Raw genomic sequence first — 20,507 nt, forward strand, 5'->3', positions numbered from 1 at the left:
AATAGTAAAATAGGAGACGTTATAGGCTCCCAACTGTTATTGAACTTAAACGCTTAATACTTAATTATATTTATCTATTGATTATCGCCACAAATGTTAATATGCTATCCTGCTTTATTCATAAAATGTTATGAGCCTTTAACTCAATAAGTATAATAAGTGCTAATAACCCTAAAGCTAATATAAATCTCCAAACTTTTTGAAATATATAAGGAGTCATTGCTAATATGTTCATATAAAATGCACCTGAGTTGTCAGGCGAACCGAAACTTCCACTCTCCTCAGATGTTTTTCTATTATATTTGAAAGCTATTATAAAAAGTATACTATCAGTTATTCCTAAAAAAATAAGGAGTCCTAGTTCGTTAGCTGACATTTGTTTTTTCTTCCCCCACATGTTTATTCAGATACGTCCCTTTATTTTACCTAAACTTTTCATTTTATTCATCATAAAATATGCTTTCATGTTCAACGATCCGCTAAACACATAAAAGGGAGTCGATCATAATCGACTCCTTCATTTGTACTACTAACGCGGCGTTAGTTATATAAACTCAGACTTGGGTAAACGAGATTAAACAGAGTACTAATTCTGTTCAATCTCATTTTTAAATGGTGCTACTTGTTCCTTTGCAAATTTACGCGCTGCTACCACACATAATACAACGACGATATTCACGGCTACAAGTAACCAACCAACTTTCTCGTGCAGAATCAAAGAGGCAAGCAATAGTCCAAAAAAAGGTTGGAGAAGCTGCAACTGTCCAACCGCCGCTATGCCGCCCAGCGCCAGACCACGATACCAGAACACAAAACCAATGAGCATGCTGAATAAGGATACATAAGCAAGACTAAAAAGAGCAGGACGTCCGATGTCCTCCCACGAGCTTGGTGTTAAGTAAAACGAAAGCGGAAGCATAAGGGGCAGAGACAAAACGAGTGCCCAAGAGATCACCTGCCAGTTCCCTAGACGACGTGATAGGCGAGCACCTTCTGCATATCCGAGACCACATACAATGATGGAAGCCAGCATGAGAGCGTCACCAATTGGTGATGATTCCCCTCCATGTATTAGTGCAAATCCTGTCACCAAGAGGCTACCTATGGCTGAAAAGATCCAAAAGGCTGGTCGGTAGCTTTCACCACCCCGAAGTACACCAAAAATTGCCGTCGATAGTGGAAGTAGCCCAATAAAGATAATAGCATGTGCAGACGTGACATACTGAAGGGCCAAGGCTGTCAGTAGCGGGAAACCAATCACAACCCCTAACGCCACTACCAATAGTGGAACAATGTCGCTTCTGACAGGTCGTTTCACCTTGAAGATTAGAAGGAGAGCTCCAGCCAATACACCAGCTATCGCTGCACGACAGACTGTTAAAAACAAAGGATCAAATTCAGCCACAGCCAGGCGCGTTGCAGGTAGCGAACCACTGAAGATGAGTACTCCTATAAAACCATTAATCCAGCCTTTCGTTACTTTATTCATAGCAATCACTCCAAATCATCTCTCTTCAAACCCCTTTATGGATTAAAACGACTATTAAATGGATTTGATGTATTAGGAATCTGTTTTGATATATTAATTGTACTCACATTTAGAAAACAATCGAAGGAAATTTACAATTAAAATTCTACTTAGGTTTCACGACCCTCAATTTCCATAATATGTTAATACTTGAACTAAAATGATTTTCCCTTCTCTAGGAAAAATCCATATTAAGCCTATACTACCTTATAGAACAAAAAAAGCTACTGGGCAGCCTTTCGTGTTCTTCAACAATTACATGGTTTTATTGTTTTAGAAATCAACCAACACTATTTATTTTTTTCTTAATTTACCTGCAATATATATTAGTAAAGTAATAATGACTGAGTTTTGAATACACAAAACAATAATTCCAACCATTTCTTCTTCGTTTGTTGTTGCCCCTAGTATTGCACCTACAATATGCTCCTATTAAAATTTTATAACCATATTTTACCATAAAATTGATAACAAAAAAGACTGATTCCAAAAATAGAAATCAGTCTTTAAAACCACTCCGGTTCCTTATGATAACTCATCCCAATTTACAAGTTTCTCTAGCATAATAGAAATAATCATACCCATAATAAGTCCATTTGTTAAAAATGGCTGTAAATACATTGGTAGATCACCGAATATTGTAGGTGATATATTCATTAGACTAACACCTACTAATACAGGAGCTGCAATTCTAAAAATTGAATTGGATGTAAATACTTGCCCCTTTGTACTATTAAAAGCCGTACCAAATAGTTGAATATACGCAACAAATAATACTGCATTACCAACTGTAATTGGCATTGTAGATAGAAATGTAATAATCGGCGGAATTAAACCAACAAACGTAAGCAGCATCCCCCCTATTAAAAACGGCTTTCGGTCGTAAAGCTGGGTACTTTGTAGGAATCCTATTGATGATGTAAATGGTGTATAAGGTACAAGTCCAAATACCGGCGCAATCATTGAAAACAAACCTGTCAAAAATAGCGAATAACGATATTGCTTCCGCTTCGCTTCGATTCCAGTTACTTCAGATGCTGCTTGTAATGAAGCAAAGGTATTACTTAAATTCATTAAGCCAGCAAAGAAAGCAATCGCTATGATTCCAAATTCTAAGTTTGGTTTACCTAATGGGAATAGTGAAAATGTGGCATTTGCCGATTCCATTTTTGGCGTAGAATCGGAAAATAAGATTGCATAAAAGATCCAACCAACTATCATACCAATTAAGATTGAGAAATTGCTAATATTTTTTGATCCTTTTATCTTCAATATACTAACAAATAAGACAATTCCTAAAGATAGTAAGCTAACTGGTAAATTCATTTTTCCGTCTTCTGTGATCCCAAGCATTCCTTTGAAAAAGACAAAAATAAGCTGAAAGGATAGTAGGAATAAATAGACGGTCATAACCATTGGCGGAAAAATTCTTTGCACGTAAGATACTAGATTCATTGCAGCCAGTAATAACGTTACGACTCCAGCGGCTATAAATCCAGTTGCAATGCCCCCACCAATTTGGGTATAGCTTAAACCAATCGCAGGTGCAGTTAATCCTAAATTCAACATGACGCCCCATAATAAACCAGAATGACCTTCCATAATTGGATATTTATGTCCCTTCCATCCTTGAATAAAGGATGCGATTCCAGTCAATATAAGCGAGCTTCTCATCGTCATTTCAGTAACACTTGAAGGAAGATGAAATGCAGCTCCGATTGAAATTGGAACTACTACAGTGTTTGCAAAAATAAAAAATAACCATTGAAAAGAAGAAAAAAGCGTTACAGAGTCTTTTAAGCTTTTCATCTTGTCCCCCTCCTTGTTTACATTTCTAAGATTTTTGTGAATACAATTGTTCTCCAACTTCTTTTTTCAATTTCATAGAAGTTGAAAGGATGACACCTATTATTATTAGGAGCCCCCCAGATAATTGAGAAATAGATACATTATTTTTTAATATGATCAGTCCTACAAGCATAGCGATAAATGGTTCAAGATTCAAAAACATGGCAGCCTTTGAAGCACCGACAACTTGAATTTGATGATTCCAGATTAAAGTACAAATACCATGCATCAAAATGGCAGTGACAATTAATAAAATCCAAGGCAAAATATCTATACTAATCTTTGTGGCTTTTTCTGTTGCTAGAAAAGGTAATAAACTACCAAATCCAATTATATTCGAATAGAGTGAAATTGTAATCGAATGATATTTCTCTGTCAGTTTCTTGATCATGATGATCGAAATTGCAAAAGTGAGCATTGTGATAAAAATCCAAACCAGACCAATTGAAAGATGGATTTCTTTACCATTTGTAATCACCAAAATGACACCTATAAGAGCAACAATCGAACCGATACAAAATTGCTTCGTTAAGCTTTCTTTTAAAAAGATTGATGCTAAAAGTGAAGTCGTAATCGGTGCAAGCGCAAGTATTAATGCTGAAGTTGTTGGGTGGGCTGTTTCCAAAGCTGCATAAAATGACCATTGATTGAAACAAGTACCTATTAATCCTAACAGAAAAATCATGAACCAGTCTTTTTTTTGAATCCTTTTCCATTTATTCACCATAACTCCATAGATTATCATAAACATAGCGATAAAAAATAATCTGAATACTGCAAGGAACATCGGTGAGAATGCCTTAACTAAAATGGCTCCAAAAACAAAATTGCTCCCCCAACAGACTACACAAATTAGTAAAAACAAATAAGATTTAACCATGGTAGAATCCTGCTTTCTGATCTTCTATTAAACAAAACGAAAAAGGAAATCCAGAAGAATCTAGAAATCCTTTTTCGAACATACCATTTACACTTGAATAGATAGATTTTGCTTACCTAAAGAACCATGTACGATGTTTCCTTTATACATGACAGCATTACGTTCTGTACGCCTTGCAATTGCTTCAGCAGAGCAGCTTGCTGAGGTAAAAACTAAATTAGCAGCATCGCCTACTTTTGGCCAAACTTGATTTCCATTTACATCTAAAAGCGTAATTCCACCTGTAATATATTTAAGAGATTGCGATAAAGTGAATTCATCGATCCATTTAAAGCGTTCAGCAAGACGACCCGCTCTCTCTAAAATATCACCTGTACCTAACGGTGACCAAACATCAAATATATTATCATTCCCAACTGCTACCTCAACACCTTTTTCATTTAATAAATCAACTGGAGGCATATTTCGATTAATTGGGACACTAGTGACGATAGAGATTCCTGCATCCGCTAACATATCGGCTAACTCATTGGCTTCTTCTCTAGCAACGTCACCTAAACCAAATGCATGGCTAATGGCAACTCTTCCTTCCCAGCCTGCTTGTTTTGTTAAAGCTGCTAGTCTTTTCATTGTAAAAGTACCTAGATGACCTGGATCATGTAAGTGTAAGTCAATATCAGCATTTCCTTCAGTAGCTAATTCGAATAATTCAACTAATGAGGCTTCGATATTTTGGTCAACTACGGCTGGGTCAACTGCTCCAACGATTCCTGCACCATTTCTTAGTGCTTCTCTTACTAGCTTAGTAGATTTGGATCGTAATAATCCATGTTGCGCGAATGCAACAATCTCAGAGCTTAGTTTATCGGAATAGTTCTCTAATGCCATTTGAACCTGCTCCAAATTTCTCAGACCAATTTCCGGGTAAATATCAACATGAGTTCGTACATGTGCTGACCCTGATGCTAAGAGGATATCAAGTAAAGCTTCTGCACGTTTATTTGTGCTCGTTCCAATTGTAGGAAGTACATTTTTTTCATTTTCAAACCGTTCAATTACACTAGAAGTAGGTGTGCAGGCTCTCCAAACATCGCCCATCAATGTTTTATCTAAATGGACATGCTTTTCAATAAATGAAGGTAATAATAATAACCCTCCTGCATCTTCCTCGTGTAGGTCAGTTCCGATAAATTCACCTTTTATAATCTTGATGATCACGCCATTTTCTATTAACAAATGGGCTAGTTCAGTTTTTGTACCTATTACCCTACCATACTCTTTTTCATAGCCACATTCTAATCGTACATTCTTTAACCAATAAATTGCTTTCATGAACTCATCCCTTCTCTTCATAAACAGTCAATTTTACTTCAATGCTGATTCTAGAACTAGTCCGCCATAAGCGAGTCTGCCATGCGAAATCACTGCATTGCGATTAGCTCTTCTTGCAACAGCTTCTGCTGAACAGGATGCCTCAACAAGTACCATACTTGCTTCATCACCAACTTTTGGCCATAAGCGTTTGCCATCTTTGTCCAGTGTCTTCACTCCACCAGTTATAAATTGAAGTGATTGGGATAAGGAATATTCATCTATCCATTTATATCTTTCAGCTAAACGGCCAACTTTTTCTAACATATCGCCAGTACCGTATGGTGACCATGAATCATAAAATCCATCACAGCCAAGTGCAACATGGACTCCGTAATCATGGAGTAAGTCAACTGGTGGCATGACACGATTGATTGGTACTGTTGACATTACCGAGACGCCTAAATTTGCTAGAATGCTAGCCATTTCACGTGATTTTTCGATTGGCACATCACCTAGTGCAAAGGCATGACTTAAAGAAACTCTATTTTGCCAATTGGCATCTTCAATCAAAGATGTTAGTTTTTGAATCGTATAGAAACCTAGATGACCTGGGTCGTGTATATGAATATCAATATCAGCATTAAATTCAACAGCAATATCCATCATTTCATACAGAGAAGCTTCGATATTTAAATCAACACCACCTGGATCTAGTCCTCCTACAATCGTTGCACCTTCATTCATCGCTTGTCTCATTAAAGAGCTTGAATTTGTTCGCAATAAACCATGTTGTGGAAAAGCAACGATTTCATGAGTCATTTTCCCCTCAAATATATCAAGTGCTTTTTGAATTTCTTCTAAATTTTTCAAACCGATATAAGGGTCGATATTCACATGTGTTCTAACATGAGTAGCGCCACCTTTTAATAATAGTTGAAGCATTTGCTCAGCTCGGTGTTGTCCAGTACTTGCAAGCTCAGCTAACTCTTTTGCTTCTAAGTTTAGACGTTCTATTAAATTTGCAGCTGGAATGCAAGACTTCCATGGCATTCCTAAATAAGTTTTATCAAGATGGTTATGCATTTCTTTAAAAGCTGGTAATGCTAATAAATTTCCTGCATCATGAACTGGTGTTTGAGTTGAATCAATTGATATTTCTGCTAATTGAATCGAGTCAATTACACCGTTATTTATATAAAGATTATATAATCCTGTTTTTGTGCCAATAATTTTTCCGTCTTCAAATATAAATCCATCATCAAGTGTAACGTTTAACAGCCAATATGATTGTTCCATTTCATCACTCTCTTTAAATGAAGTTTAGATATTCGTTGTTTCTAACGTAGAAATTGAACCACTTACGATCTTACCTTTAAAGATAACTGCTGCACGTTTTGCTCGTCTTGCAACTGCTTCAGCTGAACAACTTGCTTCAACAAGGACAATATTTGCTTCGTCTCCAATTTGTGGCCAGACTTTTTCTCCTTCATTGTTTAAAGCTGTTTTTCCACCAGTAATGAATTGCAAACTATTTGCTAATGATTTTTCTTCTATCATTCGGAATCTTTCAGCTAAGCGACCAACCTTTTCCAAATTATCTCCAATACCAAATGGTGACCAATGATCAGTAAGGCTATCATTACCTAATTCAACCTTTACACCTTTTTCATGTAATAATGGGATTGGAATCGTTCTAAAAATAGGTACAGTTGAAGTAATCGAGATACCTAATTCTGCAAATCTTTCTGCAATGCCGGTTGCTTCAACAACTGATAGGTCTGCTAATCCACTCGCATGACTAACAGTTACTCGACCTTGCCAGCCAGCTTCTTCTGTTAATGCAGCAAGACGTTGCATCGTAAATAGGCCCAGATGATCTGGATCATGTAAATGCACATCAATACCAGCATTTGACTCTACAGCGATATCCATAATTGTTTCAAGTGATCGTTCAATATTTTCATCAATCGTTGCTGGGTCAACCCCTCCAACAAGATTCGCACCATTTCTCATAGCTTCTTTAATCAAACCTACAGAGTTGCTACGCAATAGTCCATGTTGTGGAAACGCAACAATCTCATAAGATAATTTATCTTTATATCCTTCTAAAGCTTCAATTGTCGCTTCAAGATTTTTTAATCCGATGACAGGATCTACATTACAATGCGTTCGTACATGTGTAGAACCGTAACTTAATAATAAATCGAGCATCTTTTCTGCTCTTTCTTTAGCCGTTGGTAATAACTGAGGCAACAAAATTTGTTCTTCTTCTATTCGTGTTCTTACACCATTATAAGCGGGCATACATGCCTTCCAAGGTCCACCATAATAAGTTTTATCAATGTGAATATGCATTTCTTTAAACGAAGGGATCATTAGAAGACCGTTCACATCATGCTGAGGAATTCCATCCGTAATCGGTTCGTTCTTTAAAATAATCGAAGCTATTTTCCCATTTTCAACCTTTACATTGTAGATCTGAGTTGCAGTTCCGTTAATCGTTTCATTTTCTTGATAAGTAAACCCATTTTCCAGACGTACATTTGTTAACCAATATGATTTTGACAATCTAATCACCCTTCCATTCCAATTTATATTTGTATCTATTCCATTATAAATTAAGTAAAAATTAAATCATTTCAGGATTTTTACAAATTTTTATGTTATTTTTACTATTTGTAAGCAATTACTAGCGTAGAAAAAGTTCACCTATAAATAGATGAACTTTCAATGCATCCGACTACGTACAAAAAATAGATTTTAGACTGATAGAAAACAATGAGTCACCCCTGTTTAGGTTTTACTTATGACGGCAGTGAACACTAAATACACGAAAAAAAGTGAACATTTGAATGTAGTCTACCGATTATTTAATGGCTACATCATTGATTTCTAAATAACCAGAAGGACTGATTGAAAATCCTTTTACGTCCTTTGCTACTGCTGCGACATTTTCAATGACTCTTACAGGAATAAAAGGTGTGTCATTCATTTCTATTTCCTGCGCCTCTGCATAAAATTCTTTTCGTTTTTCCTCATCTTTTTCTTTACGGGCAGCATTAATTAAGTCATCAACCTTTTGATTGCTATAAAAAAAGGTATTTCCTGCTCCTCCTTGTGAGTCTGTATGAAACAGATTATATTGGTTATAATCCGCATCGCCTGTTGCATTCCTCCAACTAATGATGAACATTTCTGATTGTCCACTATTTACTTTTTCAACAAACGAGCCATATTCCATAACTTGAACCTTTAGATGAATCCCAATCCCAATTAACTGCGATTGTAAAACCTCAGCTAAGTTGACTCTTTCTTTACTATCCATCGTTAAAATTGTTGCTTCAAAGCCTTTTGCATATCCTGCTTCAGCCATTAAATTCTTTGCCTCTTTTAAGTTGTACTCGTAAGCTTTTAGCTTTTCGTCATATCCAAATACCTTTGATCCCATTAATGAGTTTGCCTTTACACCAACATCATTAAATACTCCTTTTATAATTGAATCCATTTCAACTGCATGAGCAATTGCTTTACGAACTCGAACATCATTAAATGGTTTTTTCGTCACATTAAACCCGATATATTCAGTTCCATAGCCTTCACTACGATAAATATCCATTGCTTGAGATGACTCTACTTGCTCCATAACTGCTACTGGAAGTGGTTCAGCAATATGTGCTTCACCTGTTTCAATCATTGAAATCCTTGTAGAATCTTCTGGAACAACTTTGAAGACTACTTTGTTTACTTTTGGCTTTTCTCCCCAGTAATCAGTGTTTTTAACTAATGTAATTTCTTGTCCCGGTGACCATGATTCAAACTTAAAGGGACCCGTTCCATTCGGTTCTTGAATGATTTCCTTACCGTATTGATCAATTGTCTTTGGACTAATAATGCCTCCTTCATGATTTGCTAAAATTGAAAGTAATGGAGAGAACGACTCTTTTAATATAAATTGAACTGTATACTCATCTATCACTTTTATTTCTTTTACCATTTTCAAAACGACGGCTCTAGGTGAAGCTACATTTGGATCTAGTAATCGATCAAAGGTCTTTTTTACGGCAGAGGCATTAAATGGCGTGCCATCATGAAATTTCACATCATGTTTTAGTTTAAATTCCCAAGTTGTATCATTCAGTTGTTTCCACTCATCTGCTAGCATCGGCTGAATTTCATTATTTTTATCTCGTTGTACGAGTCCTTCATAAACTTTATGATGTGTAACACTCGCTGCATTAATAGTGGACATAAACTGCTGGTCCAAGTTTTCAGCATCTGAAAGTCGAGCGATCACTAAAGTACCTCCTTCATTTGAATTTTTGTTCGGGTCATTTGCTTTAGTGCCTACATTTTCATTAGATGTACATCCAGTTAAAATAATAGCCATAATCAGTACAAGAAAAATCTTTCCAATCTCACGTTTGAATTTCATGGACTTCGACCCCCTGCTTTTATTTTGCAACCTACATATTTATCTAATTATATAAAATATTCAGAATATTATTTTCAAAAATCTTTACTATCTTTTTCAGTTTCTTTACCTATTTCAATTCGTTGTCCTGTAAATTTTATCGCGGTTTCATCATGTTCGTTCTTTTGTCATTCAAATGACTTGAACTGGTTTATTTAATCGCTTCCACAGTTTGAAAAGATGGATTAAACAATTCATCCTCTGGCAGCTGCTGGTAATCTCTTTCCATATATCCACTTCTCATCTTTTTAAAATATACTTGCCCTTTTTCCTGCAATTCTTCTAAATCTACATTTGGAATCCGTTGGTCTTTCATGACGATTTTGCCGTTAATGATTGATAATTTCACATCTCTGCCTGATGCACTAACAAACATTGTTCGAATTGGATCATCGGTTACCCCCATATGAAATCCATTCAAATCAATGGCAATCAAATCCGCTTTCGCACCTTTGGCAATTCGGCCTAAATCATCCCGTCCAAGAAAAGCTGCGGCACCGAGAGTCACAGATCGAAAGAAGTCAGCATAAGTTGACCCTTCAGCCTCTTTTTCAAATAAGCGTGAGAGCATGCTTCCTGTTCTTACATTTTGAAAAATATCAGGAGGAAAAGTATCTGTACCAATTGCTATATTGATTCCTTCCCTTTTATATTTTGCAAATGACTCTAATGCAGAACCATGTCTGCCGATAATCAATGGGCAATGAATAACTGTAGTGTTTGTTTCATTTAGTAGTGAAATATCATTATCAATATCACAATTTGCTTCACTATAGCCAGACACAAAATGAGCATGAGGAATCCCTGTTTTTTTTCCTAAGAATCCTAAATTATATAGATACCTAATTGGCGTGACGCCATGTTCATTTAATATCGTGTTAAATTCAAAACTACCTTGTGCGGCATGAAGCTTGATTGGAACATTTAATGTTTCACTATATTCTTTTGTCTTCAGTAATACATTTGCAGTTTGAGACTCAACTCTTTCAGGAGCTAACATACCTCGAACTAATCCATCATAGGCACCATCAAATTCTTCAATGAATTGTACCGCTCTATCAAGACCAGCTTCACCCTCCAACTCATCCCAATGCATTCTTATTGTTCCATCCGGTTCAACAGCGCGAATCCCACATTGATAACTTGGACCAAGATAAATTCTTAAACCTAAATTAGCAGCATGTTTTGCAGCAGCAGCCAATTCTTCATATGTTTCAGCCCACTTCTTATAAAAAACAGAAGTAATTGGCATAGCTGTAGTGATTCCATGAAGAATGAGTTGAGAATAAGCATAAAGAGATTTAAATTCTTCCTCCTCTGCAGTCATCCATTCACTATGTCCTTTTTCGATATATTTTCTAGACCAAAGTAGATTTTTTTGTCTCGTCGCACTCGCTTCTAAATGTAAAATATCATGGTCAATGTCACCTAAAGCATTTAAATCAATAAATCCTGGACTAATGACCGCGTTTCCAATATCGATCACCTCGGAAACCTCTTCATCATAATTCTTTCCCACATAAATAATCGTATCATTTTCATAAACGACTTCTGCATTTTTCAATATAACGTGATCCTCACCGTTAAAAGCAACTACATATCTACCTTTTAGCTTCGTTTTCATCTTAAAACTCCTTTTCTACAGTGTTTCTTATTCTACTTAACTATTTTCAACAACAAACTTTCGGTATGTCCTCAAAAATCCGCAATAAACTGAGAAGACAGCATATGTAACTTATGCTGTCTTTCCATGATTATCTTGCAATTATTTCACTGTAATATCATCAAGCATTAAATAGTTTGCAGGGTTTAACCATACACCATTAACTGTTTTTCCATAAACAGCTAAATGTTCATAATTACGAATTGGTACATATGGTACTTCTTCTCTTTCAATTTTTTGTGCTTGAGAATATAGTGCCTTACGTTTTTCACTATCAGATTCTTTACGAGCAGATTCAATTAATTGATCTACTTCAGGGTTACTATAGAATGCACTGTTCCCTGCAGCACCTTGTGATTTACTATTAAACAGATTAAATTGATTATAATCGCCATCTCCAGTAGCATTTCCCCAGCCACCGATAGCAACTTGATGCTCGCCTTTTGCTGTTGCATCAATATAAGCGCCATATTCTAGAACTTGAATTTTCACATTGATTCCAATTCCTTTTAATTGTGACTGAATAACCTCTGCCATATTGATTCTTTCTTTACGATCACTTGTTGTTAAAGTAAATTCTAAGCCGTCTTTTACCCCAGCTTCTTCTAATAATTTTTTCGCTTCATTAATATCGTATTCGTACCCTTTAATCGTTGGATCATATCCAAAAACCTTTGGACTCATTGTAGAATTAGCCTTTGTACCAATATCGTTATAAACCCCTTTAATAATTGCATCGACTTCAATAGCATGTGCTACTGCTTTTCGAACTCGAATATCATCAAATGGTTTTTTCTTCGTATTAAAACTTAAGTATTCAACTGCAAGTCCGTCCGTTCGGTATAAATCCATTGTGTCTGATGCTTCAATTCTTTCAATTTCCGTTACTGGGACTTGATCTGTTACATGTGCTTCACCAGTTTCAATCATTGCAATCCTCGTTGCATCCTCAGGTACAACTTTAAAAACGACTCCATCAATTTTTGGCTTATCTCCCCAATAATCTTTATTTTTTGAGATCGTAATTTCTTCACCAGATTTCCAAGAATCGAAGACAAATGGTCCTGTTCCTACTGGATTTTGTCCAATTTTATCGCTGTTTTCTTTAATCGATTTTGGACTAATGATACTACCCTCATTACTTTCAAGAATAGATAAAAGTGGAGCATATGGATATTTCAATACAAATTGTACTGTTGTTTCATCGATTACTTTTATTTCTTTAATCATTTCTAATTTACCCGCTTGAGGTGAAGCTGTCTTTGGGTCTAGTAATCTTTCAAAATTCGTTTTTACTGCATCTGCATTAAATGGTGCTCCATCATGGAATTTCACATCCTCACGTAGTTTAAACTCCCAAGTAACGTTATCAAGCTGCTTCCACTCTTTTGCTAGTAAAGGCTGTGGTTCCATGTTTTTATCTGGAACAACTAATGTTTCATACACCTTTTCATACACAACATTTGCAGAAGGGATATCTGTAATGAAATGCGGATCTAATGTCGTCGCATCGGATAGTCGTGCAACAACTAATGTTCCTCCTGCTTTCGCTTTTGTTCCCGATGCATTGCTGCTTGTTTTATCTGATGTACAAGCTGATAAAACAGACGAGACTGTTAATAGTGATGCAAATAATAATCCAACTGTTTTCTTTCTCATTTTGATTCCTCCATTTCATACTTGCCTTTGTTTCTCCAGATTTTTGTAATGAGTACATCAGGCTTAATCAAATTATAAAAAAAAACAAAATTTTATATTTTCAGAATCTTTACTCGTTTTTTAAATATCTTTACTGCTTTTCCACTTCATATTTACTTCAATTCTTATTTTGAATAAATTTAATGAAAGAAAAGGAGGAACTACAATGAAGCCAGAGATCGCTATGAATCAATCTGAAATGACTATTGTAAAAAAAGAATCTCAAAAACTAAAACGCTGGAAAGCCTTTTATAAGAAGTTTAAGAGAAATAAATTGGCACTGATTGGTGGATATATTGTACTGTTTTATATTTTAGTGGCTATTTTCGCACCAATCATTTCACCACAGGATCCTTTTAAAATTGATTTAGTAAACAAACTCCAACCCCCTTCGTTTGATCATTGGATGGGTACTGATGATAAAGGAAGAGATATATTAAGTAGATTAATATTTGGGAGTCGACTTTCATTAACAGTTGGGTTTGTGTCCGTATTCTTTGGGGCAGCCATCGGAATTATCCTAGGTTTATTGGCTGGATATTACGGAAAATGGATGGATACGATTATTATGCGAATTGTTGATGTACTACTTGCTTTCCCTGGAATCTTACTTGCTTTAGCTATTATTAGTGCACTTGGACCAAGCTTAATCAATGTAATGGTAGCAGTTGGTGTATTTTCAATTCCAATGTTTGCTCGAATTGTACGTGGTTCAACTCTATCAGTTAGGAAGCTTGAATATATTGATGCCATTCGTGCTTTAGGTGCAACGGACGTAACAATAATTATTAAGCATATTTTTCCGAATATTCTATCACCTGTAATCGTCCAAGCTACTCTTCGTCTAGCTACCGCTATTCTATCAGCAGCAGGTTTATCTTATCTTGGTTTAGGCGCACAACCGCCATCACCTGAATGGGGGGCAATGTTAAGTAGTGGAAGAGATTATTTATTTAGTGCCCCACATATTGCTTTATTCCCAGGAATAGCGATATCAACTTTAGTACTTGGCTTTAATATTTTTGGTGATGGTTTAAGAGATGCACTTGATCCTAGAATGAAAAAATAAGGAGGAAAGCGAATGTTACTATTCATTATTAGAAGAATCTTACAAACAATACCTGTTTTACTCGGAGTCAGTTTAGTCGTTTTTCTTATTATGCAGATGGTTCCTGGCGACCCAGCTACACTTCTTGCAGGTGAAGGTGCAACAAAACAAACAATTGAAATGGTCCGCCATGAACTTGGACTGGATCGTCCAATCATATACCAATATTTTGATTATGTATTTCATGCGATTCAAGGTGATTTCGGCGAATCCCTTCGTAACAATCGACCAGTTTTAGACGAGATTATGATTCGTCTACCTATTACACTACAACTTGCACTTGCAAGTATTTCAATTACAGTTGTTCTTGGTATGATCGCCGGTATTATATCAGCTACTAAGCAATATTCGATGTCAGATATTTCGATAATGATTATTGCACTATTAGGAATCTCTTTACCTAGTTTTTGGTTTGGACTCATGCTAATCTACTTTTTCTCTGTTAACCTTCATATATTTCCAGTTGCAGGTTGGGGAACAATTCAGCATATGATTCTACCTGCCATTACACTTGGGGCTGGTGGTGCGGCAATAGTTGCCAGAATGACACGCTCAAGCATGCTGGAGGTTGTTCGACAAGATTATATTCGTACTGCAAGAGCCAAAGGCTTAAAAGAACATATCATCATTTACAAGCATGGCCTAAAAAATGCTTTAATCCCAGTTATTACAGTTGTTGGCCTTCAATTTGGTGCCCTGCTTGGTGGTACTGTATTAACAGAATCAGTCTTTGCGATTAATGGACTTGGTAGATTAATAGTTGATGCAATCCGAACAAGGGATTTACCAATGGTTCAAGGTGGCGTTTTAATCGCCTCTGTCATCTTCGTATTTATGAACTTAGCAGTTGACGTACTATATCGATATTTTAATAAACGAATTGACTTAAACTAAGGAGGTACTTAGATGAAACAGTTGAACGAAAACATACTAGAAGTTAAGGATCTCGAGACCTACTTTTTTACAGAAGAAGGAACGAGTAAAGCAGTTAATAAAGTCAGTTTTTCATTAAAAAAAGGTGAGACACTCGGAATCGTCGGTGAATCTGGAAGTGGCAAAAGTATTACCTCCTTATCACTTTTAAGATTAATCCCTTCACCTCCTGGAAAAATTGTTGGTGGTAATATTTTCTTTAAAGGTGAGGATTTACTAACGAAAACTGATAAACAAATGCGCTCAATCCGTGGCAACGAAATTTCTATGATCTTTCAAGAGCCCATGACATCATTGAACCCAGTTTATTCAGTCGGCGAACAAATTGCAGAAGTGATTCGCCTTCATCAAAACCTTGGAAAAAAAGAAGCGTGGCAAAAGGCAGTAGATATGCTGAAGCTTGTTGGAATCCCCTCTCCAGAAAAAAGGGCAAAACAAGAGCCACACGAGTTAAGTGGTGGAATGAGGCAAAGGGTTATGATTGCAATGGCACTTGCATGTCATCCTGAGGTATTGATTGCTGATGAACCGACGACAGCACTTGATGTTACCATTCAAGCACAAATATTAGAACTCATTAAAAATCTTCAAAAAGAATTCGGAACTGCAGTGATATTAATCACGCACGACCTTGGTGTTGTCTACGAATCATGTGATCGAGTTGCAGTTATGTACGCTGGAAAAATTGTTGAATATACAACAGCAAAAGAACTATTTGAAAATCCGAAACATCCATATACGATTGGTTTATTAAACTCTTTACCACGTTTAGACATGGACCAGGAAGAATTAATGACAATTCCTGGAACCGTTCCTAGTCCATATAACATGCCTAAGGGATGTAGCTTTGCTCCTCGTTGTGCTTTTGCACAGAAAATTTGTGAAGAATTAGTCCCTGAATTACAACATATTGATCAAAGTACTCAAGTTAGCTGTTGGAAGCATACTGTTCAGTGGGATCGAGAATTTGTTTTACATGAGAAAGTGGGTGTCGAATAATGAGTATCACAGTTGAAGAAAAAAAAGTTTTATTAAGCGTAAATCAATTGAAGCAATATTTTCCGATCAAAGGTGGAATTTTTGGCAGAACTGTTAATCATGTAAAAGCTGTTGATGACATTAGCTTCGATATCTACCAAGGTGAAACATTAAGTATCGTTGGAGAATCTGGTTGCGGTAAGTCAACAACTGGACGTGCGATCCTTCGACTAGATGAACCTACTAGCGGTACTATTCAATTTCAAGAAAAAGATTTACTTGCTTTAAGTAAGAAAGAAATGCGGAAGGTCAGAAAAGATTTACAAGTTATTTTTCAAGATCCCTTTGCCTCACTGAATCCAAGACAGACTGTGGAACAAATACTTAGCGAAGCATTAACCATTCAAAATGTAGTACCAAAGGAAAATAGAAAACATCGAATTGAGGAATTACTTGGCCATGTTGGATTAAGACCGGAATCGATGGAAAGATATCCTCATGAATTTAGTGGGGGTCAACGACAGCGAATTGGAATCGCTAGAGCCCTTGCAGTTGAACCAAAATTAATTATTTGTGATGAAGCTGTTTCTGCACTTGATGTATCTATTCAAGCTCAGGTTTTAAATTTATTAAAATCTCTTCAACGACAATTTAATTTAACCTTCCTATTCATCTCACATGATTTAGGAGTTGTTAGACATATATCTGATCGTGTAATGGTAATGTATTTAGGCAAAGTCGTGGAAATCGCGGATAAAAAGTCAATTTTCGAACAGCCCCAACACCCGTATACAAGAGCATTATTATCAGCTATACCCGTACCAAATCCGGTGCAAAAAAGAGAACGAATTATTCTAACTGGCGATGTTCCTTCACCGATTGATCCACCTACTGGTTGCCGTTTTCATACCCGCTGTCCTTTTGCAATTGATATTTGCAAATCACAAGCACCAGAGTTGAAAATTTCTGCTCAAAACCATCAAGTGGCTTGTCACATCGTGTCATAAGTAGTATAGTTTTTCGAAAGGTAGCTTTATCAATAAGATAGTAAATAAATATCTTCACAATCAAAATATTTAAAAATTGAGGTTCATCGATGCTTAGTTACGAGGGATTTACATTATTAATTATGCTATTTATCTTAGCTCCTATTATGGGAGCTATTGCTCTTTTATTTCTATTTGTATTTGAGAAAAAAATAGATCTGCTAGAAAATAAAAACAGAGAAATTCGCTTAGAACAAGCACTTCAAGAAGCTCAATATAATAAATTAAACCAGCAAATCCAACCCCATTTTTTATTTAATACACTAAATGTTATTTTAGGATTAGCACGCTTAAATAGAAAATCTGAATTGATTCGTGCGCTTGAAGCTTTTTCACAATTCTTGAAATTTAAATATAAAGCATCAGAACCATTAATCCCACTTGAACAAGAAATTCAATATACAAAGCATTATTTAGATATCCAATGTATTCGATTTGGCGATCGACTGAAGATCGATATGGATTGTCCTAAGGCATTATTTATTGCACTTGTTCCCCCATTTATTTTGCAGACCTTGGTAGAGAATTCATTTAAACATGGTTTAGAAAAAAAAGTTGGAGATGCTCTTCTCAGCATTCGTTTCTACCAGGAATCAGAGTCGGTTTATTTAGAAGTAATTGATAATGGATTATTGGGTTTAAATGTTTCAGCTTCAGATCACGATGGCCATGGATTAGACAATATACAAAAGCGTTTGGAATTATATTTTAATGACCGAGCCCTCATTCAAATTTCATCAATTGAAACAGGTACGAAGGTAAAGGTTGTTTGGCCACTAGTTTACAACACGACAAATGAGGGGGTAGCAAAAAAATGAATGTATTATTAGTAGATGACGAACCTTTAGAACTAGAACAGATGGAATACATGATTAAAACTACATTTCCATTATGGAAGTTTCATAAAGCTGCCGACGCATGCCAAGCGCTAACCATTAACCAAAATTACAAAATTAACCTAGCTTTTTTAGATATTAATCTACCGGGGCGGTCTGGCCTTGAGTTTGCAGAAGAATTAAGAACAATTAATAAAGAAGTAGATATTATTATGGTCACTGCATATCAAAGTTTCGATTATGCTAGGCAATCTATTAGAATTGGTGTTGTTGATTATTTAACAAAGCCAGTTATTGAGAGTGATTTACAAAAAGTGTTAGCAAAGTATCAGGACCCTCAATCATCCAATGATTATTCAAGCTTAATTTATCAAGCACTTATATATATCCATGACAATTTTACAGAGAAATTAACACTTTCGGATATTGCACGAGAAGTTCATACAAACCCAACTTATTTAAGTAGAAAATTTCATGAAGAAGTCGGTATGCCGTTTTCGGAATACATTATTCATTATAGAATTCAAGCTGCTAAACGATTCTTAATGAATAATCCAACCTGGAATATCTCAGATGTTGCTGAAAACTCAGGCTTTAATAGTCAGCATTACTTCAGTACATTATTTCGTAAAATAGAAGGAATGACACCGAAAGAGTATCGTGAGAGAGGAAAGTAAACATTGAATCAACGATCATTTAAAGAATATGTACAAGGTCCAGTTCAAATCGGGATGGGAATGGGTATCCTCTCCTTATTAGCACGTTGGGTGACAGGTTCAACAATTTTATCTTCTCCTGAATCAATGGTGAAATATGGCGTATTCGGTGGAATTGGGTATGCATTGATGGGAGCATTCGCATTATTTGCTTTTAGTTTCATTGGTAAAAGAGTTAGAAGGGATTTTCCAGAAGGGTTAACAATCGGAGATTATTTAAAAACAAAGTTAAATCCATTTGGCTATTGGGCATTCGTTTTCATATTACTCGTAACGAGTCTACACATCTTATTTATCCAAGGGATGGCCGCTTCTACCCTATTTAGATTTTTATTTCATTCCTCCCTTTCTGTTGAGATGTTTTTATTTATTTGTTTTTGTGTTCTGTTTGCAGGATTTGGAGGGTTAAAAATGATTCATCATATGGCAGCATTCAAGATCATTATTATGTTTGCTGCTGTTATACTGATTCCTTTATATTTTTTCGTCAAAGAAGGAATTCAACCTGTCTATGACGGAATTCGTCTTTATCACCCTTATATGTTGGTGATTAATCATTATGATATATGGAGCTTTCTCATTGCAGGTATGCTCGTAGGATTCGGTCAGTTTTTCTTTGACCTTACATCTTGGCATCGATTATTTATGATTGAAATCAAAAAAGTACCTTTAACTTTTTCATTAACCGGACTGATTTGGCTGATCTTTCCATTATCTTTTACATCACTATTTATCATTGTCATTTTCACAGGTGGTTTTACTGATATTCAATCTATTTTAGTTGGACTGGCAAATAAAATTACGACTCCATTCTTTTTTATCCTGTTCGTTTTATGCGCATTTAGTGCCATAACTGCTACATTCGGTGCAGGTCTTCATTCCCTAGTCACGTTCATCGTAATGAATGTTATCGGCCCATTTCGTAAGTACTCGAATGAACAACAAAAACTAAGAATAGCATACTTATTATCTATTTGTATTGGTGTCATAATATACTTTGCTATCATTTTAAACTCCTCATCAATTGTAGAATTATTATTTTACTCAGGAAATGTTTACTCAGCATTATTGGCACCAATTGTTTCAATTGTATTTAGTAAGGGCAAAGTTTCGAATATCATTCCTTTCAGTGCCATTATTGGTATCATGATTTCATTCATTTTTCTTCCGTTTGTAAGTGACTTTCAAAGTATTTGGATTAGTGGATTTGTATCTTTTTTCATTGTAATGACACATACAATTTTAAAGCTTACCATCAAAAGAAAAGTTTATCATGTAAATCAGCAATAAACTCTAGTTAAACGAAAAGAGCATCGGATTCGATGCTCTTTCTTACTACGTTTTAATTGTAAAAATTAATTTCCACCTTTGCTTGGTGGTGGGTTTTCATTGCCGCCTTTGCTTGGCTCTTCATTTCCACCTTTACCTGGTTGTTCTGCTTCGCCTTTTCCTGGTTGCTCTGTTTCACCTTTACCTGGTTGCTCTGTT

At 35.8% G+C, this 20,507-nt stretch carries 17 protein-coding genes; 7 read left to right on the top strand and 10 right to left on the bottom strand.

The genetic code is table 11. From position 1 onward, the window contains the following. Positions 1–118 precede the first annotated feature (118 nt). From V7056_RS04750 to V7056_RS04795, 10 genes are all read right to left on the bottom strand, one after another. Positions 119–376, bottom strand: a complete 258-nt coding sequence (locus V7056_RS04750; RefSeq protein ID WP_499699770.1) for a hypothetical protein — start codon at positions 374–376, stop codon at positions 119–121. A gap of 210 nt (positions 377–586) precedes the next feature. Continuing rightward, positions 587–1,489 carry a DMT family transporter gene (locus V7056_RS04755; protein WP_499699772.1) on the bottom strand — a complete coding sequence of 301 codons (903 nt, stop codon included), beginning with the start codon at positions 1,487–1,489 and terminating at the stop codon, positions 587–589. Between the two features lie 564 nt (positions 1,490–2,053). Then, a complete protein-coding gene (locus V7056_RS04760) occupies positions 2,054–3,337 on the bottom strand; it encodes a uracil/xanthine transporter (protein WP_499699774.1) in 1,284 nt (427 codons plus the stop codon). A 25-nt stretch (positions 3,338–3,362) separates the two neighbouring features. Beyond that, positions 3,363–4,256, bottom strand: a complete 894-nt coding sequence (locus tag V7056_RS04765; protein WP_499699776.1) for a DMT family transporter — start codon at positions 4,254–4,256, stop codon at positions 3,363–3,365. 87 nt (positions 4,257–4,343) lie between these two features. Then, a complete protein-coding gene (locus V7056_RS04770; protein ID WP_499699778.1) occupies positions 4,344–5,588 on the bottom strand; it encodes an amidohydrolase in 1,245 nt (414 codons plus the stop codon). Positions 5,589–5,621: 33 nt separating this feature from the next. Further along, positions 5,622–6,866, bottom strand: coding sequence for an amidohydrolase (locus V7056_RS04775; RefSeq protein ID WP_499699780.1), 1,245 nt, complete (start codon positions 6,864–6,866; stop codon positions 5,622–5,624). 24 nt (positions 6,867–6,890) lie between these two features. Next, the gene (locus V7056_RS04780; protein ID WP_499699830.1) at positions 6,891–8,144 is read right to left on the bottom strand and encodes an amidohydrolase family protein; all 1,254 of its coding nucleotides are present in this window, start codon (positions 8,142–8,144) and stop codon (positions 6,891–6,893) included. A gap of 292 nt (positions 8,145–8,436) precedes the next feature. Further along, entirely contained in the window at positions 8,437–10,002 is a 1,566-nt protein-coding gene (locus V7056_RS04785) for a glutathione ABC transporter substrate-binding protein (protein ID WP_499699782.1), read from the bottom strand. A 190-nt stretch (positions 10,003–10,192) separates the two neighbouring features. After that, entirely contained in the window at positions 10,193–11,665 is a 1,473-nt protein-coding gene (locus V7056_RS04790; protein WP_499699784.1) for an amidohydrolase family protein, read from the bottom strand. Positions 11,666–11,806: 141 nt separating this feature from the next. After that, positions 11,807–13,363, bottom strand: a complete 1,557-nt coding sequence (locus tag V7056_RS04795) for a glutathione ABC transporter substrate-binding protein (protein ID WP_499699786.1) — start codon at positions 13,361–13,363, stop codon at positions 11,807–11,809. Positions 13,364–13,601: 238 nt separating this feature from the next. Between V7056_RS04795 and nikC the strand changes: the two genes are divergently transcribed. The 7 genes from nikC to V7056_RS04830 all read left to right on the top strand — a co-directional run bounded on the left by nikC (position 13,602) and on the right by V7056_RS04830 (position 20,309). Beyond that, complete coding sequence (gene nikC / locus V7056_RS04800) at positions 13,602–14,471, top strand: nickel transporter permease (protein ID WP_499699832.1); 870 nt, start codon at positions 13,602–13,604, stop codon at positions 14,469–14,471. Positions 14,472–14,483: 12 nt separating this feature from the next. Then, on the top strand, positions 14,484–15,404 hold the full coding sequence (locus V7056_RS04805) for an ABC transporter permease (protein WP_499699788.1): 921 nt from the start codon (positions 14,484–14,486) through the stop codon (positions 15,402–15,404). Between the two features lie 12 nt (positions 15,405–15,416). Beyond that, positions 15,417–16,442, top strand: a complete 1,026-nt coding sequence (locus V7056_RS04810; protein ID WP_499699790.1) for an ABC transporter ATP-binding protein — start codon at positions 15,417–15,419, stop codon at positions 16,440–16,442. Continuing rightward, on the top strand, positions 16,442–17,428 hold the full coding sequence (locus V7056_RS04815; RefSeq protein WP_499699792.1) for an ABC transporter ATP-binding protein: 987 nt from the start codon (positions 16,442–16,444) through the stop codon (positions 17,426–17,428). The genes V7056_RS04810 and V7056_RS04815 overlap by 1 nt, the downstream gene beginning before the upstream one ends. 89 nt (positions 17,429–17,517) lie before the next feature. Then, positions 17,518–18,285 (top strand): sensor histidine kinase, encoded by a 768-nt coding sequence (locus tag V7056_RS04820; RefSeq protein WP_499699794.1) that lies wholly within the window; start codon positions 17,518–17,520, stop codon positions 18,283–18,285. Next, positions 18,282–18,980, top strand: a complete 699-nt coding sequence (locus V7056_RS04825; protein ID WP_499699796.1) for a response regulator transcription factor — start codon at positions 18,282–18,284, stop codon at positions 18,978–18,980. The genes V7056_RS04820 and V7056_RS04825 overlap by 4 nt, the downstream gene beginning before the upstream one ends. A 3-nt stretch (positions 18,981–18,983) precedes the next feature. Further along, on the top strand, positions 18,984–20,309 hold the full coding sequence (locus V7056_RS04830) for a sodium:solute symporter family transporter (protein ID WP_499699798.1): 1,326 nt from the start codon (positions 18,984–18,986) through the stop codon (positions 20,307–20,309). Positions 20,310–20,507 lie beyond the last annotated feature (198 nt).

The organism is Bacillus sp. JJ664, from assembly GCF_036962205.1.
GTDB lineage: Bacteria > Bacillota > Bacilli > Bacillales > Bacillaceae_G > Gottfriedia.

Bases quoted from the DNA above. Each gene is read 5' to 3' on its own strand.
- V7056_RS04790 (WP_499699784.1), bottom strand. From the start codon at position 11,665: ATGAAAACGAAGCTAAAAGGTAGATATGTAGTTGCTTTTAACGGTGAG.
- V7056_RS04775 (WP_499699780.1), bottom strand. From the start codon at position 6,866: ATGGAACAATCATATTGGCTGTTAAACGTTACACTTGATGATGGATTT.
- nikC (WP_499699832.1), top strand. From the start codon at position 13,602: ATGACTATTGTAAAAAAAGAATCTCAAAAACTAAAACGCTGGAAAGCC.
- V7056_RS04785 (WP_499699782.1), bottom strand. From the start codon at position 10,002: ATGAAATTCAAACGTGAGATTGGAAAGATTTTTCTTGTACTGATTATG.
- V7056_RS04810 (WP_499699790.1), top strand. From the start codon at position 15,417: ATGAAACAGTTGAACGAAAACATACTAGAAGTTAAGGATCTCGAGACC.
- V7056_RS04760 (WP_499699774.1), bottom strand. From the start codon at position 3,337: ATGAAAAGCTTAAAAGACTCTGTAACGCTTTTTTCTTCTTTTCAATGG.
- V7056_RS04805 (WP_499699788.1), top strand. From the start codon at position 14,484: ATGTTACTATTCATTATTAGAAGAATCTTACAAACAATACCTGTTTTA.
- V7056_RS04770 (WP_499699778.1), bottom strand. From the start codon at position 5,588: ATGAAAGCAATTTATTGGTTAAAGAATGTACGATTAGAATGTGGCTAT.
- V7056_RS04755 (WP_499699772.1), bottom strand. From the start codon at position 1,489: ATGAATAAAGTAACGAAAGGCTGGATTAATGGTTTTATAGGAGTACTC.
- V7056_RS04750 (WP_499699770.1), bottom strand. From the start codon at position 376: ATGTCAGCTAACGAACTAGGACTCCTTATTTTTTTAGGAATAACTGAT.
- V7056_RS04815 (WP_499699792.1), top strand. From the start codon at position 16,442: ATGAGTATCACAGTTGAAGAAAAAAAAGTTTTATTAAGCGTAAATCAA.
- V7056_RS04825 (WP_499699796.1), top strand. From the start codon at position 18,282: ATGAATGTATTATTAGTAGATGACGAACCTTTAGAACTAGAACAGATG.
- V7056_RS04820 (WP_499699794.1), top strand. From the start codon at position 17,518: ATGCTTAGTTACGAGGGATTTACATTATTAATTATGCTATTTATCTTA.
- V7056_RS04765 (WP_499699776.1), bottom strand. From the start codon at position 4,256: ATGGTTAAATCTTATTTGTTTTTACTAATTTGTGTAGTCTGTTGGGGG.
- V7056_RS04795 (WP_499699786.1), bottom strand. From the start codon at position 13,363: ATGAGAAAGAAAACAGTTGGATTATTATTTGCATCACTATTAACAGTC.